Genomic DNA, 23,962 nt, shown 5'->3' with positions numbered 1-23,962 from the left:
GAAACGATTATGGTGCGACAGGGATCTGGCGATCGTCTCCTGCCTTGTTCGCACCTTTTTGGGAAGGGGCAATGCTCTTGCGCCCGGTGAGAAAGGCCGCAACCGCCAGCGCTGCAACGCCGCCATGCACCCAGTAGGCGAGCGCATAGCCGCCGACATTCGTCAGCCAGCCGGCCACCACGTTGCTCAGCGACGCGCCGATGCCCTGAACGGTCATGACCGCAGCCAGTCCGACATTGAAACGACCGGTCCCCGCGAGGATCCGTTCTGCCGCAATCGGGGTCGCGATACCGATCAGGCCTGCGCCAACTCCATCGAGGATCTGCACCGGATAGATCACAGCGAAATTGCTGAAGGAGCCTGCGATCGCACCGCGGATCGGCAATGCAAGCAGCGCGATGAGGAAGACCGTCGCCAGCCCGAACCGCCGGATCAGGAAAGGCGCCGCTAAAGCCATGACGATCATCGACAGCTGCGACACGCCTGTCGTCACCGCCGTCGTCTGGAACGGCGTCCCGAGATGGATCGAGAAGTCCTGGGCAATGAGGCGGCTGATCGGCGCGTTGCCGAAGTGGAAGATCATCAGCGTCACGGCGAGCAGGATCAGCCCCTTGCTGCCCACGAGGACGGAATAGCCGGAGGGACCCGGCGCTCCATCGTCATGCGCAAGACCGCGCGCCGCGTTGTGATTGATCCGCTCCGGGTCGATCGCAAGCGCTGCCAGAATGGCGGCGACCGCCGTGACGATCATCAATCCGATGACACCGCTGACGCCGAAGTAGACCGTCGCTAAATAGATGCCGGCGAGCGAGACAACGTTGCCGAGATGGTTCCAGAATTCGTTTCGCGACACCTGACGGGAAAACGCCTTTTCGCCGACAAGGCCAAGCGTCAGCCCCATCAGCGCCGGACCGACGACGGCGCCAACGATGGCGGTTGCCGACTGACCGCCGAACACCGATGCGTTTCCGGGGCTGGCAAGCGTCCACAAGGCTGCCGCCGTCACCAGGATCACCGGGATGATGATGAGCGTGCGTTTACGCTTGGAGGCGTCCACCCATGCGCCGAACAGCGGTGTCGCGATCATTCCGAGTACACCGCCAAGCGTGGCGATGAAGCCGAGCGTCATCGGCGACCACCCGTGGGTAGCGAGAAACCCGTCGAGAAACGGTCCAAGCCCGTCGCGGGCGTCGGCGAGAAAGAAGTTGAGGACGGCAAGTGCCACCAGGGATCGATCAGTCAGGCCTGTCTGTAGGGTGGATCGCATGCCAGCCTCGCTTCATCATGCTACATGCTTGAAAATTGTGGCGTCCAACGCCGGTGGCGGACGCGGGGTTCCAGCGTGCCCGAAAGAAGATCGGGCAACGCTTTCCCGTTACAACCCTGCGGTCAGGGCTCCGCCACCAGGTTTTGCAACCAGGGCTTTACCCTTTTGGCGCAGGGGGTGTCGGCATATCACCGCGCGGACCGTCATGCGGAGGGCCGCCGGCCGGGCCATGAGGCGGAGGGCCGCCCGCTGGTCCGTGACGCGGAGGGCCGCCGGCCGGGCCGAGCGCTTCCATGCTGCCGTCCTGGCGAACGATATAGGTCGCGTGCAGGAAGCCGTTGTCGAAGCGACCCTGGACACTGACGGCTTCGTTGAGATCGACAAGCTTGCCGTCGTCTCCCGATGGCCCGGTTTCAACCAGTGCCCGTCCGCTGTCGTCCTGAACGACGAACTTGTTGCCGAATACCTCGGCTACCGTCCCCTTAACCGTCACCAGGCTGTCCTCCTTGACGGCGGAGATGGCGACCGGGTTCATGGGCGCAAGCTCGACGCTCGGCCCGGTCAGCTTCATTGCGCCGGCTCCGGCCGCGGCCCCGATGGCAAGGATCGCCAAGGCCGTGACGCCGAAGGTTGCCATGCGCCCGTTGCCGGTCTTGTGCGGGGGCTTGGGTGCATGCGGCTTGTCGGCCGAACCATCCTTCTGATCGACGGTCGTGTTGTTGTCCGAAATTGACATGGTCTTCTCCTGTTTTGGTATGCCAGGAGAGATTTATCAGCCGACGACCGATAACAGCCTGAACCTTGTGGTTCAGTTTGAGTTAAGCCTTGCCGCCATAGGACAGCGTCTCTCCACCACGGCAAACGGGTTGCACATGCGCGTACTTCTGGTCGAAGACGACACCGATCTTTCCAAACGCATCGCAGCCAGCCTGCGGGCCGAAAGTTTTGTCGTGGACATTGCAAAGAACGGCGAGGATGCCGAGCACGCAGGCCTGACCGAACTCTACGACGTTGCCATTCTCGATCTGGGCCTACCGAAGATCGATGGCGTGTCGGTTCTGAAATCGTGGCGGGCCGCGGGCCGCACCCTCCCCGTCCTGATCCTGACCGCGCGCGACGGATGGCCGGACAAGGTCGAGAGCTTCAAGGCGGGCGCCGACGATTTCCTCACCAAGCCGTTCAAGATCGAGGAACTGGTGCTGCGCATGCGCGCCCTCGTCCGCCGCGCCACGGGCCATGCATCCTCCAAAATCCTCTGCGGTCCCCTGGAGTTCGACGCCCAGCTCGGCACCTTCCAGTTCAATGGCCTATCGCTGAAGCTGACCGCGCTGGAATGGCGCGTGCTCTCTTGCCTGATCCTGCGCAAGGACGTCATCGTCGATCGGCGCGAGCTGATCGAGCGCGTCTACGAAGGCGATGCCGAGGTCGATTCCAATTCGATAGAGGTGATCGTCGCGCGCCTGCGCCGCAAGATCGGCGCGGAACTGATCGAAACCGTTCGCGGCCGCGGCTACATGCTGACGGCAGCGCCATGAGCGGGCTCAACCTATCCGGCCAGGCGTCGATCGCCCGGCGGCTCGCCGGCTTTTCCATCATCTTCGTGACGGCGACGGTGATCGTCGCATCCGTCATTCTCTACCTGATCGTGGCGGGCGTGGTGAGGGAGCAGATCGATCAGCGGCTCGACACCCAGATCGAGGGATTGCGAAATGCACTGACCACCGACAGTGCCGGCGACGTCGTCCTCTCTGCAGACCTCGACGGCCCGCCATTCGATCGTCCGCGCTCCGGTTGGTACTGGCAGGTGTCCGACGATCGGACCCGCATAACCTCCCGGTCGCTGGCCGAGGAAACCCTGGAAAGCCCGCCCCGCCCCTTCGACTGGCGCCACGCGGCGGAGCCCAAGCCACATCCGGCCGATCGTGTCGCCTTCCGCGACGAGACACTGTATCTGCGCACGCTGGAAACCATGGTCGGAGATCGGACGGTCGAGATCATCGCATCGGCGCCGCAATCTTCCCTGAGCGCACCCGCCCGGCGGGCATTGCTGTGGCTGGTTCCTGCGATGCTTCTTTTGGGTGGCGTTCTCGTCGGCGGCATCCTGCTGCAGGTCCGCTACGGGCTTCGACCGCTCAGACAACTGACCTTAGATATTGCATCCATTTCCGCAGGCGTTTTGCCGCGTTTGCCGGATCAGGACGTCGAGGAGTTGCAGCCCGCATCCCGCGAGATCAACCGCCTCGTGGACAAGAATGCCGAGAGGCTCGCCGAAACACGCCTGCATTTCGCAAACCTCGCGCACGGCCTGAAGACCCCCGTTGCAAGCCTACAATTAGCCTTGAACGGCGCAAACGATCCCACCAACGAGATGCGCGATCTGGTCGACAGGATCGACCAGCGCATCCGCCATCATCTCGCCCGTGCCCGCAAGACTGCCTCCAGCGGCACCGTTTCGGCAACGCAAGTGAACCCCCGCATAGACGATCTTGTGCTTGTCATGTCGCGCATCCACGCTGACCGGGGCATCTCGGTGCAATGCACGATCGAGCCGCAAATTTCGGTTGCCTGTGCGGCCGAGGATTTCGACGAGATCGTCGGCAATCTCCTCGACAACGCGTTCAAATGGGCTGGCAGCCTTGTCGCGATTGATGCCCGCACGGACGGACGCTCGATCGTCATCACGCTCGAAGACGATGGCCCCGGTATCTCCGACGATACGATCGAGAAGGCATTTCTGCCGGGTGTTCGGATGGATGAGACGGTCGCTGGAGATGGGTTCGGCCTGACGATCGCCAATGAACTCGCACAGCTCTATGGCGGAAAGATTGGGCTTCGCAATCAAGACGATAAGGGACTGCGCCAAACCATCACATTGCCGAAAACGGCTACAGGATCGTCATCCGTTGCAGCCTGAACCGTCCTCTCCCCCGACCCCTGGAACACCAATGGCCGCCCCGTTTCCGGAGCGGCCATTGTTTTAAACGTCTCGACATTCACCCGGCCTGCTGAGACGCAGGCTCCAGATGCTGCCCGCCTCAGTGAGCCGCGACGAGCTTCGTCATGTGCATCTTGTGCATTTCAAGCTTCGGCAGAGTCTTGGCCGCGAACTCCTTGACCGCTGCATCGTCACCGCCCTTGGCATAGGTCGCAAACAAGCTGACCGCTTCCATATGCGCTGTTGCCTGCATGTCGATATAGAGCGGCTCGAAGTCCTGGTCAGATGCACCCTTCAGCATTTCAAGCATGGCCGCGTGCTTTGGCGACATAACCGGTGCCTCGTCTCCGAGCTTGGCCGCCTTTTTGAGTTCTTCGCCCGCCATCGTATGATCCTTGATCATCTCTGACGCGAACTTCTTCACGTCGGCATCCTTGGCCTTTTGTTCGGCGAGCTTGCTCGACTCGATCTCGAAGGCGTTGGAGCTGGTGACGGCTTTGACGAAGGAAGCCTTGTCGACGTTGAACGCGGCAGCGGCTTTGTCGGCGCTGGCGGGCTGTGCCGCAAAGCTTGCCGAGGACATCAGAAGCGAGAGCGATACGAGCGAGGCTGAAATCATCTTGTTCATAGGGGCTCTCCTTACTTGGCTTTGTCGAAGGCTGCGGTGAGATCGGCGACCGCGAGATCCAGTGCCTGCTTGGCTTCCGGAACGACCTTGCCCATGCCGAAGAACTCGTGTGTCACGCCGTTATAGGTCTTGGTATTCACCGGAACGCCGGCGTCCTTGAGCTTGGACGCATAGGTTTCACCGTCGGACCGCAGCGGATCGATCTGGGCGAGGATCACGGTTGCCGGAGCAACTCCTGCAAGGTCCGAGCGACCGTTGAGGTTAATGCGCGGGTCCTTGGTCTCATCCATGGACGTGACCGTGTTCTTGACGAACCATTCCATATCGGCCTTGCCGAGCGGCTTGGCATTGGCGTTTTCCTTGTAGGACGCCGTTTCCATGTCGTTGCCGGCGACCGGGTAGACGAGAAGCTGGTGAACCGGCTGCTTCGCCTTCATCTCCTTGGCCATCAGAGCGACGTTGGCCGCCAGGTTGCCGCCGGCGCTTTCGCCCGCAACCGCGATCTTGTCGGAGTTGCCGTTCATGTCGTGAATGTTCTCGACAACCCACTTATAGGCCGTCCAGGCATCGTTATGAGCAGCCGGGAACTTGTGCTCCGGCGCATGACGGTACTCGACTGAGACGACGATGGCTTTGGCGCCGAGCGAAAGGGCACGCGGTGCGCCGTCATAGACGTTGATGTCGGCAACCACCCAGCCACCGCCGTGATAGTAGACGACGACGGGGAACGGACCCTTGCCGGCCGGCATGTAGACGCGCGCGGCGATACCGCCTTCAGCCGTCGGAATGGTGATGTCCTTGTTGGTCACCTGCGCTTCGGGATTGGACGACAGGCGCTTTTCCCACTGGACAGCCTTCGCAGCATCGGCAGGGCTTGCCTGTGTGCGGGCTTCCGGAACGCTCAAGCTCGAGAACGGCTTGGCGTCTAGCGCACCAAGCTTGTCGAGCACGGCCTGCATATCTGTGGTGGGTTTTGCCATCTCCTGCGCAAACGACGGGGCGGCAAGCGGGGCGGCCATTACCAGTGCGAGAGGAAGTGCTTTCGCAAACATTGAGGACTTCATGTTGGGTCTCCGGTTTAGATGGCTAGCTAACCGGGACGAGGGCCTTATGTTCCAGATAATGCTGTTTTTTCAGATGCTAATCTACAGATGCTGATTTTCGGCGGACACCGCTTGCCGGGTGCAGCGACGGCGAGTTGCGGCCAAAACCTACAGGCGACCGTTGCCGGCCGCCTGCGATAGTTGTCAGATAGATTTACTGGTGGGCGGCGTTATTCCAGAGCCGTCCATCACATTTTCCCAATCGAACGACTTCCGTTTTCGATCAGGTGCGGATCGTAAAATCGACGTCGACGCTTGCCTTGATCGCGTTGGAATACGGGCAGATGTCGTGGGTTACCTCGACGAGCTTCTGTGCGTCGGCTTCCGACATACCCGGCAGATAAACATCCAGGGCAGCGGTGATGCCAAAGCCACCTTCCGAGCGCGGGCCAATGCCGACGGTTGCATCAACGGTCGAACCATCCGGAACCTTGGTCTTCAGCTGCGTAGCGCCGACGCGCAGGGCGCCGAGGAAGCAGGCCGAATATCCAAGTGCAAACAGCTTCTCCGGATTGGCGCCATCACCACCGGGGCCACCGAGTTCCTTCGGCACGACCAGCTGCAGTTCTAGCGTCCCGTCGGAAAGCGCCGTCTTGCCGTCACGGCCACCGCCGGATGCAGTTGCGCTGGTCTTGTACTTCGCGTCGACAGACATAGTCTTCTCCTGGGTTGGGGCGGATCAATTTTCTTAATTCGCAACTCAATTGCACGCCATTGATATCGCGCTCGGAAGTGCATGTCAATTGCTTGCAATTACCTTGCGCACAATATAGATTGCGCTAATGACAGATATCCCTGAAAAACCGGCATCGGTTGAACTCGACCAAATGCTGTGCTTCGCCGTCTATAGAGCCGAACAGGCCTTCAACCGGGTCTACCGGACTGCGCTGGCGCCGACGGGGCTGACCTATCCGCAGTTTCTCACGATGAAGCTTCTGTGGAGCGAGGGCAGCCTTTCCGTGGGCGAGATCTCGCTAAGGCTCGGCGTCGATTCCGGCACGACCACGCCATTGATCAAGCGGCTTTCGCTGATGGGTCTCGTGACAAAGATGCGCAGGGACGACGACGAGCGCCGCGTCGATATCTACCTGACGGAAAAAGGCCGCGCCCTGCAGGAGAAGTCGGACGCCGTGACGAAGTGCATCGTTGATGCCGTCGGCATGGATCAGCCTCAAGTCAACGCGACCTTGGCGACCATAAACGCTCTCAGCGCGAAACTGAGTGGAACCACGTCCGACCTTTAAGGACGCAGGCGCACGACACCCTCCTCAAAACAGGCTCACGGGATCGTGCCCTTCCCGGATCCGTCAACTGTCTCATCTACGTCCTCGCCGGACACGATCGACAGGAGGATGTCATGTCGGACACCAATTCACTGCCGCCACCGCCCGACCTTTGCGAGACGGTCTTTTCTGCCTGCGAGGACAAAGCCGGCCTTCCCCTCAGTAAGATGATCATTCTCGGCATGCTTGCCGGCATTTACATCGGCTTCGGTGGACTGTTTGCGACGGTGGCACTGGCTGGCGCCGACAGCCTTCCCTTCGGCGTCGCGCAGATCCTCGCCGGCACGGTGTTTTCGCTTGGCCTCGCACTGGTGATGATCGCCGGCGCGGAATTGTTTACCGGCAACACACTGATGATCGGTCCGGTGGTTGCCGGACGGATCCCCGCTGGACGGGCGGCGGGGGCGTTGACGACTGTCTATCTGGCCAATTTCGCCGGTTCGATTGCGCTCGCTGTCGTCGCGATTTTCGCCGGCTTGCATGAGGCCGGCGACGGAGCGGTCGGTCGCGCGGCATTCGAGCTTGCTGAAACGAAGACTGCCAAGGGGTTCGCAACGACGCTTGCAAGCGGCATCCTTGCCAACACGCTTGTCTGTCTCGGTGTCTGGCTGGCCTATGCGGGCCAGACGGTCACGCAGAAGATTTTCGGTCTGCTTCTGCCGGTCGCAGCGTTCGTCGCGGCAGGCTTCGAACACTCCATCGCCAACATGTATCTGCTGACCTATGCCACTCTCGTCCAGGGCATGCTTGAACCCTCGACGGCGCTGTTGGACATCAGCGACATCTTCGGCAACTTGCTGCCGGCAACGATCGGGAATGTGATCGGCGGAGCCTTCGTGGCCCTCGCCTATTCTGCGGCTTACGGAAAGCCGGCTAAGAAGTGACCTCGGCTCAGAGCGTCTTGAGCAGTCTCAAAAGAGCAAGCATTTCCAGAGGGCTGCGACGCTTGAAGGCGATGTAGGTCGGCTCTTCGGCGCCATGGAACCGGCGCTTGAATGCCGCCTGTCCCTGCAGGTTGAAGATCCTCTTGTTGATGGCCGGCGACTTGTAGGCATATTCGAACCTGCCGCGCCAGAATGCGCTTTCCGCAAACCCGCTTGTCGTGATCGCCGCAAGGGGCGAAAGCCCAAGCGTCACCAGCGACCTGCCCTCTTCCCTGAAGCGGTCCGTCGCGAACTTCGTCAGACCGATCTCGGCATGCGGGGTCGTCCCCGTCTTCTTCCGCTTGAAAGTGGACGTGTATCCCGTCACCTGCCCCGCATCGAAAATCGGATCGAAATCGAGCACGGCGATGGTTTCGCCTTGCGGATCGAGGATGAGGAACCGGCGCATATGCGCCGACAGCTCGGCTTTGAACGGCCTGTTCAGGAAACACATTTCCCGCCGACGGACGATGCGGCCAGCGCGCCATTCTTCGGAAACGGCCTTGATCTGGTCGGGCCTGGCCAGACTGCCGTCACACTCGACAATCCGGTAACCGTTCTTCAGCAGCCACCGCTCCGAATAGCGGACCGTCTCGTTCTTCTTTCCGGCAAACGAATGCTCGTTGAGCACGAGACGGGTATCGACGCCCATCTGATTGATCCGGTAGCCGAGCCGAGACAGTGTCTCTGCCGTCTGCCGGCCGATCTGCACGAAACAGGGACGTTCGGCCGCTGCGACGAAATCGGACACGTACCGGGCACGATCGGCCTTGTCGGCGACAGGATCGCCCAAGGCAAACATGTGCCCCATCTTCGTCGCGTAAGCGATATATCCCTTGTCGTCGCCGAAGTGGCTGAGGTTCTTCTGAACCGCCGTCGAATACGCCAGCGAGAAGTCGCCGTGTTGCCGGCAAAGCTCCATCCTGCGTTCATCTGACAACTGAGCGGACGCGAGATGCGGAAGGCCACGGTCAAGAACGGAGTCGATGTACCCGCGGAGGCCTGCCATACGATTTTCCTCAAAGTCGATGTCCGTACTTTTGGCACGCGCGTTTTATGGTACATAGAGATATTCTAAACTTGGAGGGCATCTCCCCGCTGTTTCAGGATTGGGTGTTGCAGCAGCGCATGTTTTTCAGCATTGTCTGGCCATGAATCTGCCCGCTGAGCCTCTCCAAATCGAAGATGTCGTGGTCATTGGTGCCGGGCTTTCTGGAATGACCGCCGCCTGTGAGCTGGGAAGGCGCGGCATCCGCGCCCGAATCATTGCCCGTGAAGAGCAGGTCGGATCGACCTGGCGCAAACGCCATCCGCAGCTCTCTCTCAACACGCATCGCGACATTTCCCACATGCCGGGGCTGCAATACCCGAGCGGAACCTCGGCTTTTCCCAAACGGGACGTTGTTGCCGCTCATCTGGCACAGTTTGCCCGTGACAACGCCCTTGATATTGAACACGGCGTTTCGGTTGAGGCGTTGAGCAGACGCGACGGCGTCTTCCATCTTGCAACATCCGCCGGTCCGGTTTTGTGCCGCAACGTCGTGGTCGCCACAGGACGCGATGGCGATCCGTGGCAGCCTCTGTTCAAGGGTGCGGAAAACTTCGGCGGACAAAGCATACACGCTTGCGACTTCGGGGATGCGAAGCAGTACCGGGGAAAGCGGGTGCTGATCGTCGGCGCCGGCAATTCGGGGTTCGACATTGCCAATCACCTGGCGAAGGTCGATCTGGCCGACTGCTGGTTTTCCGTTCGCACCGGTTCATCGGTTCTTCCCAAGCGATTGTTCGGCGTGGCCGTCCATAAATTCTCGCCATGGCTGGCACGTCTTCCCACGCCTGTGGTCGATATCACGATCTCGCTGACGGAACGCTTGGCCTTCGGGGATCTGACCAAGCTCGGGTTTCCCAGATCATCGCACAAGGCCGCAACGCGGCTTGCCCGCAATCATGTGGCGATCCCGGTGGATGACGGCGCTATCAAGGCCGTACGTGAAGGCCGCATCAAGGTTGTCGGCGAAGTTGTCGAATTCACGCAAGCCGGCACCGTTCTGCACAAGAACGGCGTGGTGACAGCCCCGGGTGTGATCATCTACGCGACCGGTTACGGCGCGCACCATCAATCGCTTCTTGGCGAGCTGGCCATCGAGAACGGTCACGTCCCATCCCCGAGCGGCCCTGATATTCCAGGCCTCTGGTTCATCGGTATGACGCCGGGCCTTATCAGCTATTTTCACAATGCCAGAGAAGAAGCAGTCGAGATGGCCGCCGCGATGCGATCGCGCTTGGACACGGACGCGCGCTCAGGCCGTTGACACAGAGTTTTGCCAACCGGTGATGCGGCGGACAACGGCCCCCATGGAACATTTTGCCGTGCCCACCCATTCCTGACTGAGCCTCTACAGTCTTGTAGCAGCCGAATGGGAGACATCATGGACGATAACAAGAACGCTCAGGAAGCCGTCGAAGAAACTGGCAAGAAAGCGCCGGCGACATCGGATAGCCCTGCCGCCGGTCCGCACGCCAAGCCTGAATTGATGGATGAGAGCAAGACGCCTGGTACGGGCTCGTTGCCGGATACGGATGACGAGAGCGTTTCGCCGGGCGGCGGCTGAGGACCCGCGAACATAATGACAAAAAGCCCAGCGCAGGCATTGCAGGATGAAAGCGCCGAGTGGTTCGCGTCCCTTGAGCCGGTCAGGCCTCAGGACATGGTCGGCCTGTGGAGAGGCCGCGGCCACCCGTCCGGCCATCCGCTCGATGGCGTCCTTGAAAACCTGCGCTGGTTCGGAAAGCGCTTCCATCCGGACGGGCGGGCTGATGCGCTGCTGTTTGAGGGCGCACCGGGCAGGCTGGTTGCAGTCGACCCGAAAGTGTTTCCCATCCGGTGGGCGATCCGGCTTGCAAGGTTCGGCCGCACCTCGAGCGCGGTGAACCTCTTTTCCCACATACGCCCGCGCGTGCGCGCAAAATCCACCACCGCATCCCTGGAAAACAGGATGGATCGCGACGTGTTGACTGCCGCGATGGTCTACGACCAGCAACCGATTACCGACATGTTCCGGCGGATCTCCGATACAGAGATCGCGGGCAAGATGATCGTCGAAGGCGACCCACGCCGGTATTATTTCCGTCTCGAGAAAGTCGTCGATTGACCGCTGCGCAAACGGTCCTCGCCGCCTGCGATCACAACCACATTGGTCGGGCGGAACAAGGTGAACAACACAGGGTTATCTCTGCACTTCAACCCTGATGTGGAACGCCTCATGAAATCTCTCGCCATTGCCTATGTGGCCACTCTTGTTTCCTTTCTCGCAATCGACGCTGTGTGGCTCGGCCTTGTTGCCGGCAAGATGTACCGGGAAAAACTCGGCGACCTCATGCTTCCCTCTCCCAATCTCGGGATCGCTGCGATCTTCTACCTCTTCTTCGCGGTTGCGATCGTCATCCTGGCGGTAAAACCGGGTCTCGATGGAGGGTCCTTGTGGATTGCGATCGGATGTGGCGCATTGCTCGGTCTGGCCGCCTACGGCACCTATGACATCACCAATCTCTCGACTTTGAAAAACTGGCCGGCTTCGCTTGTCGTCATCGACATGATCTGGGGAACAGTCCTGACGGGCATCGCCAGCGCCTGCGGTTACATCGCCGCCCGCTCCATGAGCTGAGCTTGATCCACTCAGTCCGCCCCCGTACGAAGCAGCTCCGTCGTTGCTCCCTGCTTCCCAGCCATTGGAAGCAGGGGAAAGTTATGATTTATGAGCGGCCGTAGAAGACTCTTCTAGCACCTGGAACAAACGACCGGTAACCGCGTTCCTGTGCGCGCGCTGATGAAGGACGGTAAGGAATTGACGCTGGAAACCAATCCAGAGTGTCGAAATCTATTCGACGTATATGACTGGGAATCCTCAGATATCGGCCCGAAGGATCGCTGGGCCGTGGAGTTGCGGACTCTGGTGAACGTCATGCTCGGGTCGCTGCAACCGATGCTGATCGTGTGGGGCCCTTCACAGACCACGCTCTACAACGACGGCTACGCCGAAATGTGCGGCAAGCGGCACCCGGCCGCATTCGGAAAACCCTTCGGCGAACTGTGGCACGACATCTGGGATCAGGTGGAGCCGATCATTTCTGCAGCCTATGCCGGACAGGGTACGTCGATGGACGATATCGAGTTCGTCATGCATCGCAACGGCGTTCCCGAAGAAACACATTTCGCCTTTTCCTACACGCCGGTCCGAGACCCCTGGAAAACGGTGCTGGGAATGTTCTGCGCCTGCACCGAGCAGACATCGACCGTGGCGGCACGAAACGCCGAACGGACCCTGCGGGAGCGCTTCGAGCAGGTCTTCGAGCTCAGCCCCGGCGGTATCGCCATGCTGACCGGACCCAATCACGTCTTTGAATACGCCAACGAAGTGTACTACTCGATGATCGGCAGCGGCCGCGACATCATCGGCAAGACCGTCGCCGAGGCCGTGTCGGAAGTGGTCCGCCAGGGTTACATCGACATCCTCGACAGAGTTTACCAGACGGGCGAACCCTTCGTTGCGAAAAACCTTCGGATCGAATTGAACAGAGGAACCGCCGGCGAAAAGCAGGACCGGGTCATCGATCTCGCCTATCAGCCCATGGTGGAGGACGACGGCAAGGTCATCGGCATTCTCGTTCAGGCAATCGATGTCACGGAGCTTCGAGCGGAGGAGGAAAAACAGGCACAGCTGTCGCATGAACTGGGGCACCGCCTGAAAAACCAGCTTGCAATGGTGCAGGCGATCGCATCGCAAACGCTTAGAAATTCGACAGACCTCGCCAGCGCCAGAGTCCGCCTTTCGGACCGGATCGCCGTCCTCAGCGCCGCCCACGATACCATTCTGCTAGGCGGTATGGGCGCCTCTACTGTCACGCAGCTCGTCGACAAGATGACGTCCCTTCACGACGACCCTGCAAATCCCCGCATCACCGTTACAGGCACGAATATCAAGGTCGGCTCGCGCCCTTCCCTCTCTCTCTCGTTGATCCTTCACGAACTGGCGACGAATGCAGTCAAATACGGAGCCCTTTCGCTTCCGGACGGGCGGGTCAATATCCAGTGGAAGATCGCCGGCCCGAAATCGGATCGCTTCGAACTCATCTGGACCGAGACAGGCGGACCGCCGGTGCAACAACCCGAAGGCCCCGGTTCCGGTTTGCGTCTGATCAATGCCGGGCTTAACGGGACCGCAGACAGTACCGTCGCCTTCACATTCCAGCCTTCAGGTCTCACCTTCCGAATTGACGCAGACCTCCAGGGTTTCCAGCAGGAACATTGATGAAACATCATCCCATCCTCGTGGTCGAAGACGACGGCCTGATCCGCATGGATCTGGCGGACGTCCTCAGCGACAGCGGCTTCGATGTGGTCGAAGCCGCCAATGCCGATCAGGCGCTTGCGCTTCTGGAGGCCGGCATTCCGGTCAAGGCGATGCTGACGGATATCGACATGCCGGGATCGATGAACGGCATCAAACTCGCAAACCTGACGGCTTCGCGGTGGCCGGAATGCAGAATCATCGTCATCTCTGGACGTTTCTCGCCCGATCAGGGTAGTTTGCCGCAGGGAGCACGCTTCCTGTCGAAACCGATCTCGGAACGCCAGCTCAGCGTCGCGCTCTTCGAATTGGGATTATCCTCAACGATCTGAATGAGGTACATCGAGATCGCCCACCGCGAAAGAACCACGAGATGACAAGACCTCTGTCCAATATTGGCACCGGCCGCATGGCGAGGCTGACGGCTGAATACGACTGGTCGCCAACATCGCTGGGACCGATTTCGTCATGGTCCGAAGCGCTGACCTCTGTCATCGAAATGATGCTGGGCCAAAAGCATGCGATCTGCGTGTTCTGGGGGGAGCAACTCAACATCCTCTATAACGATGCCTACGCACCGCTTCTGGGCGCAAAGGAAGCCGGCGCCCTCGGTCAGCCTGCCAAACAGGTCTGGTCGGAAATCTGGCCGGATATCGAGCCTTTCGTCAACCAGGCGCTGTCGGGCGACGGAACCTGGGCCGAGGAACTTCCTCTGACGATGCGGCGCAACGGATACGACGAAGAGACCTTCTGGACCTTTTCCTACAGCCCGCTCTACGAGAAGGGCGAGATCAAGGGCATGATCAACATCGCCCTCGACGCAACGCCGGGAGTGCTCGCCCGCAGGAACCAGCGCGCATTGCAGCGCGAGCTGGTACACCGCGTCAAGAATACGCTTGCAGTAACAGCTGCGGTCGTTTCGTCGACGCTGCGTCAGGCAAGCAGCCTCGACCAAGCAAGGGCCACCGTCTCGGACCGGATCGCCGCGCTTGGGAGCGCGCAGGAACTTCTGCACGATTCTGCCGACAATACCCCCGTCCGGGGGATCGTCGAGGCAGCCCTTGCAGCGCATCTCGATCGGTCCGATCGTGCGGTGATCTCCGGGCCGGACCTCTACGTGGCATCGCAGCAGGCGATCGGACTCTCGCTCGCGGTCTACGAACTTGCGACAAACGCCGTGAAATACGGCGCCTTATCCACAGAGACCGGGCGGATCGGAATTTCGTGGGAAGTGACTGCGGATGGGACGTTCCATCTGGTCTGGCAGGAAACCGGGGGCCCACCCGTAATGGCTCCGGCCAGGACGGGATTTGGATCACGGCTGACCAACAAGATCGTGCCCGCGTATTTTGAAGGCGAAGGCAAGACCCTCTACAACTTCGACGGCGTGCGGTTCGAGCTTCATGGCAAGATCCAGACCGGGCGCCTGAACAGCGCCCGGGAGAACGCTGCCGCCCTGGTCTGACGGGGCTTCGGCAGACGGGATTTGGCCGCGATGACGATCTCGACATAAAGTCAGGCGGGCTCAACGTCGCTCGGCGTTGCATCCACCGCACGGGTATCGACTTTGGCGACAAGCTCGCGAGGATCGAAATAGGCCCGGAACGACTTGATCTTTTCGCCATCGCTTTCGAGAACGCTGACGCCTGAATAGGCCACGGACTGCCCCTCGACAACCGCGTCACTGCGCCATTCGAGTATCGCGACGCCATCGGTTTCGACGACGTTGATGAATTCGGACTCGATCGTTGAAAACGCGGCGCGATAGGCCGTCCAGAACGTCTGTGCGGCTCCCGACTCGGCTGAATCATGGATCGACAACGGGTTGGACAGGACAGCATCGTCGCGGAACAGGCGGGCGATAGTATCGACGTCGCTGGACTTTTCCAGACGATGAAGGGCAGCGATGAAATTGTCGGCCAGTTGGGTCATATCGGTTCCTTCTTGGATCTTGCAATTGGAACCAGCACCGGACGATGATGTTCCGGACAAAGACGAAGCGCATTCCGGAGGAGGTCGTCATGACGGTCGTGCGAATGGGTGGTTGCCTCTGCGGCAAGGTGACATTCAGTGTGGCGGGCGAACCCACGCGGGTTGGGCTCTGTCACTGTACCGACTGCCGTCAGGAGAGCGGATCGGCTTTCACCTATTTCGGCATCTGGCCTGCTCATGCTTTCTTGAGTGAAGGAACGACGGCCGAACAAGGGGGACGGCGCTTCTGTCCGTCGTGCGGTTCAAGGCTTTTCGCCTGCGACGAGCACGAAGCCGAGGTCAAGCTCGGAAGCCTGCGCGACGCGCCTTCGGGTATAGTGCCGACCTACGAACTCTGGATCAAACGACGGGAGCCATGGCTTGCCGCGCTGCCGGACGCGGAGCAGTTTGACGAGGACCGACCTTAGCACCCGAACGGTGCCCCGTGCTTGTTGCTAGCGATCAAACCGGTCGCGCAGAAAAAGCACGGCTTGCCTCGCCTCTTCGGACGAGATCGTGTGCCCGACCTGGGGATAGAGTTTCAAAGTAACGTCGTAACCCGCGCCCCGCAGCTGGCCGGCGGCGGCAACGGATGCCACGGACGGGATCGTCTGATCCGCCTCGCCATGCATCAGAAGAACCGGTATCTTCGAGGCCGAGGCCTTGGGCGGCAGCGGCAACAGGCCGGCGATACTGACGACTGCGCCGACCTTCCAGCGCCCGGAGGACACGGCATCCAGCGCCATGATTGCACCCTGAGACACCCCGACAAAGGCGACACTTTCCAGATCACTTTTGAAACCTTCGCGTTCGACGATGTCGGCCATCAGGCTGTCGAAAGCCTTTCTGGCACCTTCGATACGATCCGGCCGCAGCACCTGATCGTCGACCGCAAACCACTGACGACCGCCGGATCGATGCGCAAACGGCGCATCCGGCGCGACGAACCGCGTGTCCATCAGGATTGACTGCCAGGAATTGCCGATGGCCGCCATGACCGAACCGGAGCCTCTGATGCCGTGCAGGGAAATCACCAGACGACGCGGTTTCGTTTGAGAGGTTTTGATGGCAACTTCTCCTTTCGCCTGATCGACAAGAGGGACGCCCGCCTCGATCGGCCCTGCAACCGGTTTTGGCGCGCGCAGGTCAGCGCGCGTTCCCGAGGCATCCACGGCATGAGCCGGGCTGGACAGAAGCGTCATCAAGAAGATGGAAGCAGATGTGAACGGGACGGCGAAGTTCAGGCGCGGCATGGGTATTCCTGATTGATCCCACCCGAAACCACAGCCATCCCAAATCGTTCCGGAAACCCGCGGCAACGATTGCCCGTCGGCGATTACACTTTCGTGTAGTGACCCGATCGACTTTGGGACAGTTGGCACCATCGGCCGCGCCGAAACAACGCCATGCGGTCAGACCGTGGCGACGGATCCGGCGCGGACATGACAGGCGGCCTCCCTGCCCGGCCCGGTCGAGACCAGCGGCGGGTGCGTCACATGGCAGATATCGACAGCCAGAGGACAGCGGGTCACGAACTTGCAACCCTTGGGCGGGTTGGCGGGGCTGGGAAGATCGCCCTTCAGCACGATCCTCTGCCGCTTTCGCTGCGCCACCGGATCTGGAAGCGGCACTGCCGACAAAAGGGCTTCCGTATAGGGATGTACCGGGCGCGCAAACACATCGTCCGTCCGGCCCGTTTCGATGAGATGCCCGAGATACATGACCGCAACCCTGTCGGCAAAATGCCGGACGACGGAAAGGTCGTGGCTGATGAACAGGTAGGACAGACCGAACCGCCGCTGCAGATCGAGAAGCAGGTTGAGGATCTGCGAGCGGATCGAAACATCGAGGGCGGACACAGGCTCATCGAGGATCAGCAGTTTGGGGTTGAGCGCCAAGGCCCTCGCGATCACGATCCGCTGTCGCTGCCCGCCCGAAAACGCGTTCGGCTTGCGCTCCGCATGCTGTGGATGCAGTCCGACGAGGGCCAGAAGCTCGGCGACGCGCTCGGCCCGCTCGGCGGCGTTACCGACACCGTGGATGGCCAGCGGCTCGCCGATGCTCTCGCCGATCGACATTTTCGGATTGAGAGCGGAAACCGGATCCTGGAAAACGATCTGTACCTCGCGGGACAGGGCGCGCCGAGACGCGGTCTCGCCATGAACGATCGGCTTGCCCTCGAACAGGAGGCTGCCCGCCGACGGTTTGGTCATGCCCAGAATGGCCGCGCCGAGCGTGGATTTCCCGCAGCCCGACTCGCCCACAAGAGCGACGCTTTCGCCATGGACGATGTCGAGATCGATGCCGTCGACGGCCTTGACGAACCCGGTCGGACGTCCGAGCAGGCCGCCGCGGATGGGAAAATGCACCTTGAGGCCGGACAGCGACAGAAGCGGTTCAGTCATAGCATTTCTCCCACCCGTTCCGAATGCCAGCATGCGGCACTGCCCTCGTCACGGCGAGGCGCAAGCGGCGGGATTTCGTCGAGACAGTGCTGGTCGGCCAGCGGACAGCGCGGGCTGAAGCGGCAGCCGACCGGCCACTGGCCGATGTCGGGCACAAGCCCCTCGATCGTCGGCAGCAGCGCCTTCGGCTTACCGTCCAGCCGCGGGATGGTCGATAGCAGCAGCCGCGTATAGGGGTGTTCCTGACGCGCGAAAATCGTATCGACCGGCGCCTCCTCGATGATCCGCCCGGCATACATCACCGCAACCCGGTCCGCCATATCGGCAACCACGCCCATATCGTGGGTGATCAAAAGGATGGCGGTTCCGGTCTCGTCGCGCAGCCTTTTCATCAGGTCGAGGATCTGCGCCTGAATGGTGACGTCGAGCGCCGTCGTCGGTTCGTCGGCGATCAAAAGTTTCGGTTTGCAGATCAGCGCCATGGCAATCATCGCCCGCTGGCACATGCCGCCCGAAAGCTCGAACGGGTATTGGCCGGAGCGGATTTCAGGCTCCGGAATACCCACCTCTTCCAGCATGGCGGTCGCGGCACGATGGGCGGCCTTGCCGTCGAGCCCGCGATGCACGACGAGGCTTTCCTCGATCTGCCGGCCGATCTTCATCAGCGGGTTGAGCGACGCGACCGGCTCCTGGAAGATCATCGCAAGATCATTGCCGCGCAGCTGCCGGCGCTTGGCTTCCGGCACGGTCAGCAGGTTTTCTCCACCGAACAGGACGCGGCCGCCATCGACCCGGGCGACCTTTGGCAGCAGGCCCATCACGGAAAACGCCGTCATCGACTTTCCGCAACCGGACTCGCCGACGACGGACAGGATCTCGCCCTGGTCGACGTGGAAACTGACGCCATCGACCACCGGCTGCGCGCCGATCGAAACCCTGAGATCATCAACCACAAGCACAGGCTCTGTCATGTGCGCTCCGCCCCGACGGCCGCAAGCGGATGGTTCGGATGCGCCATCCCGATATTCTCTGCGCCGTCGCGAAGAACCGCTGACGGAATGGAGAAATTCACCGGGTAGAGCGTATCGGCGATGATCTCGACCGGAAACTCCTCGCCGAGCCGTGATGCGACATCGGGTTTCGCCTTGTCGTTGACCCGCAGCGTGACGCCGCTCGCATCGATCCGCGGCGCATGCATCGCCTCTTCCAGCGACATGCCGAAGGCCGCGACATAGGAGAGGATCTGCGCCACCGCCGGCATGATCTGGCGTCCGCCAGCAGCCCCGAGCGCCAGCTTCGGCCGCCCGCCCTTTGTTGCGATGATCGGGCACATATTGGCAAGCGGCCTGGCATTCGCGGCGATCGAATTAGGCTGGCCCGGGCGTGGATCGAACCACATCATGCCGTTGTTCATCAGGAGATCGCTAGACGGCAGAACCACTTTCGAGCCGAAGCGCGACAGAAGCGTATTGGTGAGCGAGACCATCGTGCCGTCGCGGTCGACAACGCTGATATGCGTGGTGCAGCTTTCTCCGCTGCTGCCGTGGCCGAGCGTGCGCAAGCGATGCTCCGAGGCGCGACGAATGGCGCGGCCAAACGCAAGCGCCGTCCCGCCGGAAAGCGGGCCGTCCTTCGGCAGCGTCCCGTCAAGCTCGGACAGTGCCTCGACAAGCGTCGGACCGCCGGAAAGACCCGGCATCGCATTGATCGTCATGCCGCGGTAATCGACCTTTAGCGGGTCGGACCAGCGCGGCTGGTAGTCGCGCATTTCGGCGAGGTCGATCGGCGATCCACCGGCGTTGAGATCGCTGACGATCGATGCTGCGGTTTCGCCCTCATAGAAATCGCGCGCACCGGCCTTTGCAAGTCGTTCCAGCATGGCCGCCTTGCGCGGCATCGGGATCGTGCTGCCCGGTCCGATTTCCTGCACGCGCGGTGCACGGCCATCCTTCAGAAACAGCTGCGACGATGCCGGGAAGCGTGCGAGACCTTCCGTATCGATGGCAAGACAGAGCACAGTGAACCAGTCGAGCGCAAGGCCCCGACGGGCATGGTCGATCGCCGGCTGCAGCGCCTCGGCAAAGCTGATCGTGCCGAACCGTTCCAGCGCTTCCGAAAGGCCGGCGATGGCACCGGGAAGGCAGATGGAGCTATAGCCGATCAGGTTGCGATCTTCGCGCACCTGCGGCCAGTCGAACCAGTCTCCGTCGCGGCCCGCCACGACAGGATAATCGGCAGGATCGATGTTGCGTGACGAGCGGACGTTGAAATCGAGCGTATCGACCCGGCCGTCTTGCCCGTCGGCCCGCAGCAGGAACCCGCCACCGCCGACACCTGAAAGCCAGGGCTCGACGACGCTGAGCGTCAGTGCGGTCGTGACCGCCGCATCCATGGCATTGCCGCCGCGCGACAGCACATCGGCGCCGCTTTCCGCTGCCATCCAGTTCTGGCAAGCGACGAGCCCGCCTGCACTGCGCCGCTCGCCCTTCTGGACGTTCCAGTGTTCACCCATGGCTATGTCCAATATCCTGTCCGAACCTGCGGGTTCCGATCGCCTCGGGAGCCTTGCCATCAACGGCAAAGCGGCCGGCATTGCCGGATGTGGCGTGGTGGTGAGCGATCTCGGCGGCCGTCGCGATCCAGGTTGCCTTTTCGGCCGTGATCGTATCGAGCAACTCTTCGAGAAGAGCGATGCGCTGGGCGCGACCGGAAATCCAGTCATGCACCGTCAGCGTAAACAACCCGCCGAAGCGGTGAAGCGCCTGCCATTCCGCGATCCAGTCCTCCAGCACGGCGCGGCCGGATTGATAGGGCCACTTGTCGCGGCCTCCCCCTTCGAACTTGAAGAAGATCGCATCGTCGAGCGCCCATTGCACCGGGATCTCGACCACACCGTCGATCTCGTAGGGATGATCGAAGCCCGAGAGCGAGGAATCGTAGGCGAGGCCCACACGACGCAGCTCACGCAGCATATGCGGCGTCATTTCCCAGGCCGGAGAGCGGAAGCCGACGGGCTTTACCCCGGTTTCCCGCGTCAGCAGTTCGATGCTGGCTTCGAGCGCGCCGGTAAATTCGTCGTCGGAGACTTCCGAGACGATCTCGTGGAAATAGCCGTGCAGACCGATCTCGTGGCCGCCTTCGAGAATGGCGGCAAGCATCTCGGGATTGGTCTCGGCCGTCAGCGCCGGCACGTAGAAACTGGCCTTTGCCTCATAGCGGGCGAACAGGTCGAGCAACCGGTAGATCCCCGTGCGCGGACCGAAGCGGCGGATTTCGAGCGTGCCCATCCGGTCCGGCACATGGTCCTTGTTCGCCCACATGAACGGCACATGCGCATCCACGTCGACCGACAGAAGCACTGCCGACTGTTTGCTTTGCGGCCACTCATAGGCGGGCCAGGGAGACTTTATCTGCAGGGGATTTGACATCCGACCTCGCTTGGAACGCGCTTGTTACAGCGCCTTCTTCTTTGCCTGGAAAACGACCTGGGAGCCGATCGAATTGCCGCCATCGACGGTGACAGTCGCGCCGGTCATGTAGGCGCCGCCCGCTGACGTGACGTAGAGAACCGCCGACGCGACATCCTGCGCGGACGACGTTCTGCCAAGCGGAATGGAGGCTGTGACCGTGTCGATATGATCCTGCGCCAGCGCGCTGACATCGCTGCCGGAAATGAACCCCGGCTCCACCGCATTGACGCGGATCCCGTATTCAGCGAGTTCCAGCGCAAAACCCTTGGTCAGGCGATCAAGTGCGGTCTTGGATGTGCAGTAGGGAACCACCGTCGTGCGCATTTTCCGCGCGGCACCAGACGAGATGTTGACGATCGAGCCCGGCTTGCCGGCGCTGATCATCTGCTTGGCAAACAGCTGCGACAACAGGAACGGCGCGCGCAGATTGACGCCCATGATGTCGTCCCAGTCATCGATCGAGATGTCGAGCAGGAACCCCGACGGATAGATGCCGGCATTGTTGACGAGGATATCCGGCGCGCCCCAGCGTCCCGAAACCTGTTCAGCAAATGCGGTCATCGAGCCGGTATCGGTGAGGTCGGCGGCGATCGCCACATGACCGGTACCGGGCAGCGTCGCCAGTTTCGCCTCGAGCTTCTCGGCATCGCGGTCGGTCAGGCAGACCTCTGCCCCCTCGCGCGCAAACGCATCGACGATCCATCCGCCGATAATGCCGCAGGCACCTGTGACGATGACCTTCTTGGCCTTGAATTCATTTTCGAAATTCATGAAATACTCCTATCGCCCACGCGGATCGAGGCGGTCGCGGGCATGATCGCCAATCAGGTTGATCGAGAGAACCAGCAGAAACAGCGCCAGTCCCGGAAATGTCGCGATCCACCAGGCGGACCCGACATAGTTGCGGCCGGTGGAAAGCATTGCGCCCCAGCTCGCGGTTGGCGGCTGCACGCCGAGGCCGAGGAACGAAAGTCCGGCCTCAAACAGCACCATCAGGCCGAACTCAAGCGTCGCGACGACGATCAGGCCGCCGGCGATATTGGGAAGGATGTGGCGCCACAGCAGCCTGAACCACCCGGCGCCCATGAACCGCGAGAGTCTGACATAGGGCATGTTCGCGACCGACAGCGTCTGGCCGTAGGCAACGCGCGCATAGCGAGGCCACCGCGTCAGGGCCAGCACGATGACCACGTTGGAAAGGCTCGGACCGAGTACCGCAACCGTGATGATCGCCAGAAGAATGGCAGGCACGGACAGGACGATATCGACCAGCCGCATGATGATGGTTTCGACCCAGCCGCGATAGAAGGCAGCGATCATGCCAAGCGCGCTTCCGAAGATGCCGGAAAGGATGACCGATGCGAAGGCAACCAGCAGCGACACCCTTGCGCCATAGATCGTCCGGCTGAGAACGTCGCGGCCGAGTTCGTCCGAGCCGAGATAATAGACGAGGCCGCGACTTTGAAAGCCCGGCGCCTTCAAGCGCGCCAGAAGGTTCTGGGCATTGGGATCGAGCGGCGCGACGAGAGGCGCAAAGATCGCCATCAGAAGCAGAGCGACCAGAATGGCGGCAAAGGGCACCACGGTCCACGGCATGCGCCGTGACCGGGACACCGCGCGCGGTGCGGGAGTGGTCACTGCCATCAGGCGCTCCCTTCGATGCGGATACGCGGATCGATGATGCTGTAGAGCAGATCGGCGACGAGGTTGAGAACGATGGCCGTGATGGCGCCGAGCAGCACGACGCCCTGAACCAGCATGAAATCGCGCGCGTTGATGGCCTGAACGGTCAACTGGCCGAGCCCCGGCCAGGCAAACACCGTCTCGACGATCACGGCACCCGCCAGAAGATTGGCGATTTCGAGAGCTGCAACTGTCACCACCGGGATCGCGGCGTTTCGCAGCAGATGGCGCATCACGATGCGGATCATCGGCAACCCCTTGGCGTGGCCGGTGCGGACATAGTCCTTTTCCAGTTCGTCGAGAACCGCCGTGCGCGAAACACGGGCGAAGGTTGCCATGGAGAGAAGACCGAGTGCGATCGACGGCATGATGATGCTCGGCCAGTCGCGCGCGCCGGATGGCGGCAACCAGCCGAGCCACACCGCAAACACCATGATCATCAGGATGGCGCTCCAGAACGTTGGCATCGACTGTCCCGCCAGAACAACGCCCATCATCGCTTTGGCGTCCGCCGAGCCGCGGCGCACGGCCATCGCCACCCCAAGCGGGATGCCGACACCGAAGGCGACGACGAGCGCGCCGCCGGCCAGCATCAGCGTATAGGGAAGACGGCTGGCGATCAGCGTCCAGACCGGCACGTTCTGGACATAGGAGCGGCCGAAATCAAAGGTCAGGAGCGCGCCCATATATTCGAGATACTGGACCGACAGAGGCCGATCGAAACCGAGCGACGCCCTCAGCGCCTCGATATCTGCCTTGGTGGCATTTTCAGGCACGAGCAGAAGCACGGGATCCCCCGCAAGCCGCTGCAGAAAGAAGATCAGCGTCATCACGCCGATAATGGCGATGAGGGCCTGGAAAGCGCGCTTGAGGAAGAATGCCGGCAATATTGCAGTCCACTTCGTGACTTGCGGGCAAAACGGCCCCGCAACCGGGGCCGGCCCTG

27 protein-coding genes are annotated in these 23,962 nt (G+C 61.4%); 12 read left to right on the top strand and 15 right to left on the bottom strand.

Annotation, left to right across the window (positions count from 1 at the left end; all coding sequences use genetic code 11):
• Window positions 1–7: 7 nt before the first annotated feature.
• Window positions 8–1,267, bottom strand: coding sequence for an MFS transporter (locus tag ACQY1L_RS02905; protein ID WP_325262914.1), 1,260 nt, complete (start codon window positions 1,265–1,267; stop codon window positions 8–10).
• Between the two features lie 157 nt (window positions 1,268–1,424).
• The gene (locus ACQY1L_RS02900; RefSeq protein WP_430242609.1) at window positions 1,425–2,003 is read right to left on the bottom strand and encodes a hypothetical protein; all 579 of its coding nucleotides are present in this window, start codon (window positions 2,001–2,003) and stop codon (window positions 1,425–1,427) included.
• Between the two features lie 136 nt (window positions 2,004–2,139).
• Between ACQY1L_RS02900 and ACQY1L_RS02895 the strand changes: the two genes are divergently transcribed.
• The gene (locus tag ACQY1L_RS02895; protein WP_062455050.1) at window positions 2,140–2,802 is read left to right on the top strand and encodes a response regulator transcription factor; all 663 of its coding nucleotides are present in this window, start codon (window positions 2,140–2,142) and stop codon (window positions 2,800–2,802) included.
• Window positions 2,799–4,181, top strand: coding sequence for a sensor histidine kinase (locus ACQY1L_RS02890; RefSeq protein WP_430242605.1), 1,383 nt, complete (start codon window positions 2,799–2,801; stop codon window positions 4,179–4,181). Before ACQY1L_RS02895 ends, ACQY1L_RS02890 begins: the two co-directional genes overlap by 4 nt.
• A 121-nt stretch (window positions 4,182–4,302) precedes the next feature.
• Here the strand turns inward: ACQY1L_RS02890 and ACQY1L_RS02885 are convergent, their stop codons facing one another.
• The 3 genes from ACQY1L_RS02885 to ACQY1L_RS02875 all read right to left on the bottom strand — a co-directional run bounded on the left by ACQY1L_RS02885 (window position 4,303) and on the right by ACQY1L_RS02875 (window position 6,588).
• A complete protein-coding gene (locus ACQY1L_RS02885) occupies window positions 4,303–4,830 on the bottom strand; it encodes a DUF4142 domain-containing protein (protein ID WP_430242602.1) in 528 nt (175 codons plus the stop codon).
• Between the two features lie 11 nt (window positions 4,831–4,841).
• Entirely contained in the window at window positions 4,842–5,894 is a 1,053-nt protein-coding gene (locus ACQY1L_RS02880; protein ID WP_430242599.1) for an alpha/beta hydrolase fold domain-containing protein, read from the bottom strand.
• Between the two features lie 262 nt (window positions 5,895–6,156).
• Entirely contained in the window at window positions 6,157–6,588 is a 432-nt protein-coding gene (locus ACQY1L_RS02875) for an organic hydroperoxide resistance protein (RefSeq protein WP_062582523.1), read from the bottom strand.
• 127 nt (window positions 6,589–6,715) lie between these two features.
• Here ACQY1L_RS02875 and ACQY1L_RS02870 point away from each other — a divergent pair, with 127 nt between their 5' ends.
• Together ACQY1L_RS02870 and ACQY1L_RS02865 are read left to right on the top strand one after the other, a co-directional pair.
• Complete coding sequence (locus ACQY1L_RS02870; RefSeq protein WP_082472002.1) at window positions 6,716–7,177, top strand: MarR family winged helix-turn-helix transcriptional regulator; 462 nt, start codon at window positions 6,716–6,718, stop codon at window positions 7,175–7,177.
• 113 nt (window positions 7,178–7,290) lie between these two features.
• Window positions 7,291–8,100, top strand: a complete 810-nt coding sequence (locus tag ACQY1L_RS02865; protein ID WP_430242596.1) for a formate/nitrite transporter family protein — start codon at window positions 7,291–7,293, stop codon at window positions 8,098–8,100.
• A gap of 7 nt (window positions 8,101–8,107) precedes the next feature.
• Here ACQY1L_RS02865 and ACQY1L_RS02860 read toward each other — a convergent pair whose 3' ends face one another.
• Window positions 8,108–9,148, bottom strand: a complete 1,041-nt coding sequence (locus ACQY1L_RS02860; RefSeq protein ID WP_062582519.1) for a phosphatidylglycerol lysyltransferase domain-containing protein — start codon at window positions 9,146–9,148, stop codon at window positions 8,108–8,110.
• 142 nt (window positions 9,149–9,290) lie between these two features.
• Between ACQY1L_RS02860 and ACQY1L_RS02855 the strand changes: the two genes are divergently transcribed.
• The 7 genes from ACQY1L_RS02855 (at window position 9,291) to ACQY1L_RS02825 (ending at window position 14,952) form a co-directional block, all read left to right on the top strand.
• Window positions 9,291–10,451 carry a flavin-containing monooxygenase gene (locus tag ACQY1L_RS02855; protein ID WP_430261950.1) on the top strand — a complete coding sequence of 387 codons (1,161 nt, stop codon included), beginning with the start codon at window positions 9,291–9,293 and terminating at the stop codon, window positions 10,449–10,451.
• Window positions 10,452–10,568: 117 nt separating this feature from the next.
• Entirely contained in the window at window positions 10,569–10,751 is a 183-nt protein-coding gene (locus ACQY1L_RS02850; protein ID WP_062582515.1) for a hypothetical protein, read from the top strand.
• Window positions 10,752–10,766: 15 nt separating this feature from the next.
• Window positions 10,767–11,291: a GXWXG domain-containing protein gene (locus tag ACQY1L_RS02845; RefSeq protein ID WP_062582513.1), complete on the top strand. Its 525-nt coding sequence runs from the start codon at window positions 10,767–10,769 to the stop codon at window positions 11,289–11,291.
• 111 nt (window positions 11,292–11,402) lie between these two features.
• On the top strand, window positions 11,403–11,804 hold the full coding sequence (locus ACQY1L_RS02840; RefSeq protein WP_430242591.1) for a DUF2177 family protein: 402 nt from the start codon (window positions 11,403–11,405) through the stop codon (window positions 11,802–11,804).
• Between the two features lie 270 nt (window positions 11,805–12,074).
• Window positions 12,075–13,448 (top strand): PAS domain-containing protein, encoded by a 1,374-nt coding sequence (locus tag ACQY1L_RS02835; RefSeq protein WP_430261948.1) that lies wholly within the window; start codon window positions 12,075–12,077, stop codon window positions 13,446–13,448.
• A complete protein-coding gene (locus tag ACQY1L_RS02830) occupies window positions 13,448–13,819 on the top strand; it encodes a response regulator (RefSeq protein ID WP_062455024.1) in 372 nt (123 codons plus the stop codon). Before ACQY1L_RS02835 ends, ACQY1L_RS02830 begins: the two co-directional genes overlap by 1 nt.
• Window positions 13,820–13,860: 41 nt before the next feature.
• A complete protein-coding gene (locus ACQY1L_RS02825; protein WP_430242579.1) occupies window positions 13,861–14,952 on the top strand; it encodes an HWE histidine kinase domain-containing protein in 1,092 nt (363 codons plus the stop codon).
• Window positions 14,953–15,002: 50 nt separating this feature from the next.
• Here ACQY1L_RS02825 and ACQY1L_RS02820 read toward each other — a convergent pair whose 3' ends face one another.
• Entirely contained in the window at window positions 15,003–15,419 is a 417-nt protein-coding gene (locus tag ACQY1L_RS02820) for a nuclear transport factor 2 family protein (protein ID WP_174196267.1), read from the bottom strand.
• Window positions 15,420–15,508: 89 nt separating this feature from the next.
• Between ACQY1L_RS02820 and ACQY1L_RS02815 the strand changes: the two genes are divergently transcribed.
• Entirely contained in the window at window positions 15,509–15,886 is a 378-nt protein-coding gene (locus ACQY1L_RS02815) for a GFA family protein (RefSeq protein ID WP_062457783.1), read from the top strand.
• Between the two features lie 27 nt (window positions 15,887–15,913).
• On the opposite strand, the gene ACQY1L_RS02810 is transcribed toward ACQY1L_RS02815, so the two are convergent.
• From ACQY1L_RS02810 to ACQY1L_RS02775, 8 genes are all read right to left on the bottom strand, one after another.
• Window positions 15,914–16,711: an alpha/beta hydrolase gene (locus ACQY1L_RS02810; RefSeq protein ID WP_430242575.1), complete on the bottom strand. Its 798-nt coding sequence runs from the start codon at window positions 16,709–16,711 to the stop codon at window positions 15,914–15,916.
• A gap of 159 nt (window positions 16,712–16,870) precedes the next feature.
• The gene (locus tag ACQY1L_RS02805) at window positions 16,871–17,863 is read right to left on the bottom strand and encodes an ABC transporter ATP-binding protein (RefSeq protein WP_430242572.1); all 993 of its coding nucleotides are present in this window, start codon (window positions 17,861–17,863) and stop codon (window positions 16,871–16,873) included.
• Window positions 17,860–18,834 carry an ABC transporter ATP-binding protein gene (locus tag ACQY1L_RS02800; RefSeq protein ID WP_430242569.1) on the bottom strand — a complete coding sequence of 325 codons (975 nt, stop codon included), beginning with the start codon at window positions 18,832–18,834 and terminating at the stop codon, window positions 17,860–17,862. Before ACQY1L_RS02800 ends, ACQY1L_RS02805 begins: the two co-directional genes overlap by 4 nt.
• Window positions 18,831–20,375, bottom strand: a complete 1,545-nt coding sequence (locus ACQY1L_RS02795) for a gamma-glutamyltransferase family protein (RefSeq protein WP_430242567.1) — start codon at window positions 20,373–20,375, stop codon at window positions 18,831–18,833. Before ACQY1L_RS02795 ends, ACQY1L_RS02800 begins: the two co-directional genes overlap by 4 nt.
• Window positions 20,368–21,291 (bottom strand): polysaccharide deacetylase family protein, encoded by a 924-nt coding sequence (locus tag ACQY1L_RS02790; RefSeq protein ID WP_430242564.1) that lies wholly within the window; start codon window positions 21,289–21,291, stop codon window positions 20,368–20,370. The genes ACQY1L_RS02795 and ACQY1L_RS02790 overlap by 8 nt, the downstream gene beginning before the upstream one ends.
• A gap of 24 nt (window positions 21,292–21,315) precedes the next feature.
• Window positions 21,316–22,104 carry an SDR family NAD(P)-dependent oxidoreductase gene (locus ACQY1L_RS02785; RefSeq protein WP_430242561.1) on the bottom strand — a complete coding sequence of 263 codons (789 nt, stop codon included), beginning with the start codon at window positions 22,102–22,104 and terminating at the stop codon, window positions 21,316–21,318.
• Between the two features lie 9 nt (window positions 22,105–22,113).
• Window positions 22,114–22,977 (bottom strand): ABC transporter permease, encoded by an 864-nt coding sequence (locus tag ACQY1L_RS02780; protein ID WP_430242558.1) that lies wholly within the window; start codon window positions 22,975–22,977, stop codon window positions 22,114–22,116.
• Window positions 22,977–23,903, bottom strand: coding sequence for an ABC transporter permease (locus ACQY1L_RS02775; protein ID WP_062460129.1), 927 nt, complete (start codon window positions 23,901–23,903; stop codon window positions 22,977–22,979). Before ACQY1L_RS02775 ends, ACQY1L_RS02780 begins: the two co-directional genes overlap by 1 nt.
• Window positions 23,904–23,962: the final 59 nt, after the last annotated feature.

It is taken from the genome of Neorhizobium sp. DAR64862/K0K3 (assembly GCF_050500185.1).
GTDB classification, from domain to species: domain Bacteria; phylum Pseudomonadota; class Alphaproteobacteria; order Rhizobiales; family Rhizobiaceae; genus Neorhizobium; species Neorhizobium soli.
Note: the sequence above shows the minus strand (reverse complement) of the source record. Positions and strands in the feature narration are given on the sequence as shown.

Excerpts from the sequence above, each read along its gene's own strand:
- ACQY1L_RS02905 (WP_325262914.1), bottom strand. The coding sequence starts at position 1,267 with ATGCGATCCACCCTACAGACAGGCCTGACTGATCGATCCCTGGTGGCA.
- ACQY1L_RS02900 (WP_430242609.1), bottom strand. The coding sequence starts at position 2,003 with ATGTCAATTTCGGACAACAACACGACCGTCGATCAGAAGGATGGTTCG.
- ACQY1L_RS02895 (WP_062455050.1), top strand. The coding sequence starts at position 2,140 with ATGCGCGTACTTCTGGTCGAAGACGACACCGATCTTTCCAAACGCATC.
- ACQY1L_RS02890 (WP_430242605.1), top strand. The coding sequence starts at position 2,799 with ATGAGCGGGCTCAACCTATCCGGCCAGGCGTCGATCGCCCGGCGGCTC.
- ACQY1L_RS02885 (WP_430242602.1), bottom strand. The coding sequence starts at position 4,830 with ATGAACAAGATGATTTCAGCCTCGCTCGTATCGCTCTCGCTTCTGATG.
- ACQY1L_RS02880 (WP_430242599.1), bottom strand. The coding sequence starts at position 5,894 with ATGAAGTCCTCAATGTTTGCGAAAGCACTTCCTCTCGCACTGGTAATG.
- ACQY1L_RS02875 (WP_062582523.1), bottom strand. The coding sequence starts at position 6,588 with ATGTCTGTCGACGCGAAGTACAAGACCAGCGCAACTGCATCCGGCGGT.
- ACQY1L_RS02870 (WP_082472002.1), top strand. The coding sequence starts at position 6,716 with ATGACAGATATCCCTGAAAAACCGGCATCGGTTGAACTCGACCAAATG.
- ACQY1L_RS02865 (WP_430242596.1), top strand. The coding sequence starts at position 7,291 with ATGTCGGACACCAATTCACTGCCGCCACCGCCCGACCTTTGCGAGACG.
- ACQY1L_RS02860 (WP_062582519.1), bottom strand. The coding sequence starts at position 9,148 with ATGGCAGGCCTCCGCGGGTACATCGACTCCGTTCTTGACCGTGGCCTT.
- ACQY1L_RS02855 (WP_430261950.1), top strand. The coding sequence starts at position 9,291 with ATGAATCTGCCCGCTGAGCCTCTCCAAATCGAAGATGTCGTGGTCATT.
- ACQY1L_RS02850 (WP_062582515.1), top strand. The coding sequence starts at position 10,569 with ATGGACGATAACAAGAACGCTCAGGAAGCCGTCGAAGAAACTGGCAAG.
- ACQY1L_RS02845 (WP_062582513.1), top strand. The coding sequence starts at position 10,767 with ATGACAAAAAGCCCAGCGCAGGCATTGCAGGATGAAAGCGCCGAGTGG.
- ACQY1L_RS02840 (WP_430242591.1), top strand. The coding sequence starts at position 11,403 with ATGAAATCTCTCGCCATTGCCTATGTGGCCACTCTTGTTTCCTTTCTC.
- ACQY1L_RS02830 (WP_062455024.1), top strand. The coding sequence starts at position 13,448 with ATGAAACATCATCCCATCCTCGTGGTCGAAGACGACGGCCTGATCCGC.
- ACQY1L_RS02825 (WP_430242579.1), top strand. The coding sequence starts at position 13,861 with ATGACAAGACCTCTGTCCAATATTGGCACCGGCCGCATGGCGAGGCTG.
- ACQY1L_RS02820 (WP_174196267.1), bottom strand. The coding sequence starts at position 15,419 with ATGACCCAACTGGCCGACAATTTCATCGCTGCCCTTCATCGTCTGGAA.
- ACQY1L_RS02815 (WP_062457783.1), top strand. The coding sequence starts at position 15,509 with ATGACGGTCGTGCGAATGGGTGGTTGCCTCTGCGGCAAGGTGACATTC.
- ACQY1L_RS02810 (WP_430242575.1), bottom strand. The coding sequence starts at position 16,711 with ATGCCGCGCCTGAACTTCGCCGTCCCGTTCACATCTGCTTCCATCTTC.
- ACQY1L_RS02805 (WP_430242572.1), bottom strand. The coding sequence starts at position 17,863 with ATGACTGAACCGCTTCTGTCGCTGTCCGGCCTCAAGGTGCATTTTCCC.
- ACQY1L_RS02800 (WP_430242569.1), bottom strand. The coding sequence starts at position 18,834 with ATGACAGAGCCTGTGCTTGTGGTTGATGATCTCAGGGTTTCGATCGGC.
- ACQY1L_RS02795 (WP_430242567.1), bottom strand. The coding sequence starts at position 20,375 with ATGGGTGAACACTGGAACGTCCAGAAGGGCGAGCGGCGCAGTGCAGGC.
- ACQY1L_RS02790 (WP_430242564.1), bottom strand. The coding sequence starts at position 21,291 with ATGTCAAATCCCCTGCAGATAAAGTCTCCCTGGCCCGCCTATGAGTGG.
- ACQY1L_RS02785 (WP_430242561.1), bottom strand. The coding sequence starts at position 22,104 with ATGAATTTCGAAAATGAATTCAAGGCCAAGAAGGTCATCGTCACAGGT.
- ACQY1L_RS02780 (WP_430242558.1), bottom strand. The coding sequence starts at position 22,977 with ATGGCAGTGACCACTCCCGCACCGCGCGCGGTGTCCCGGTCACGGCGC.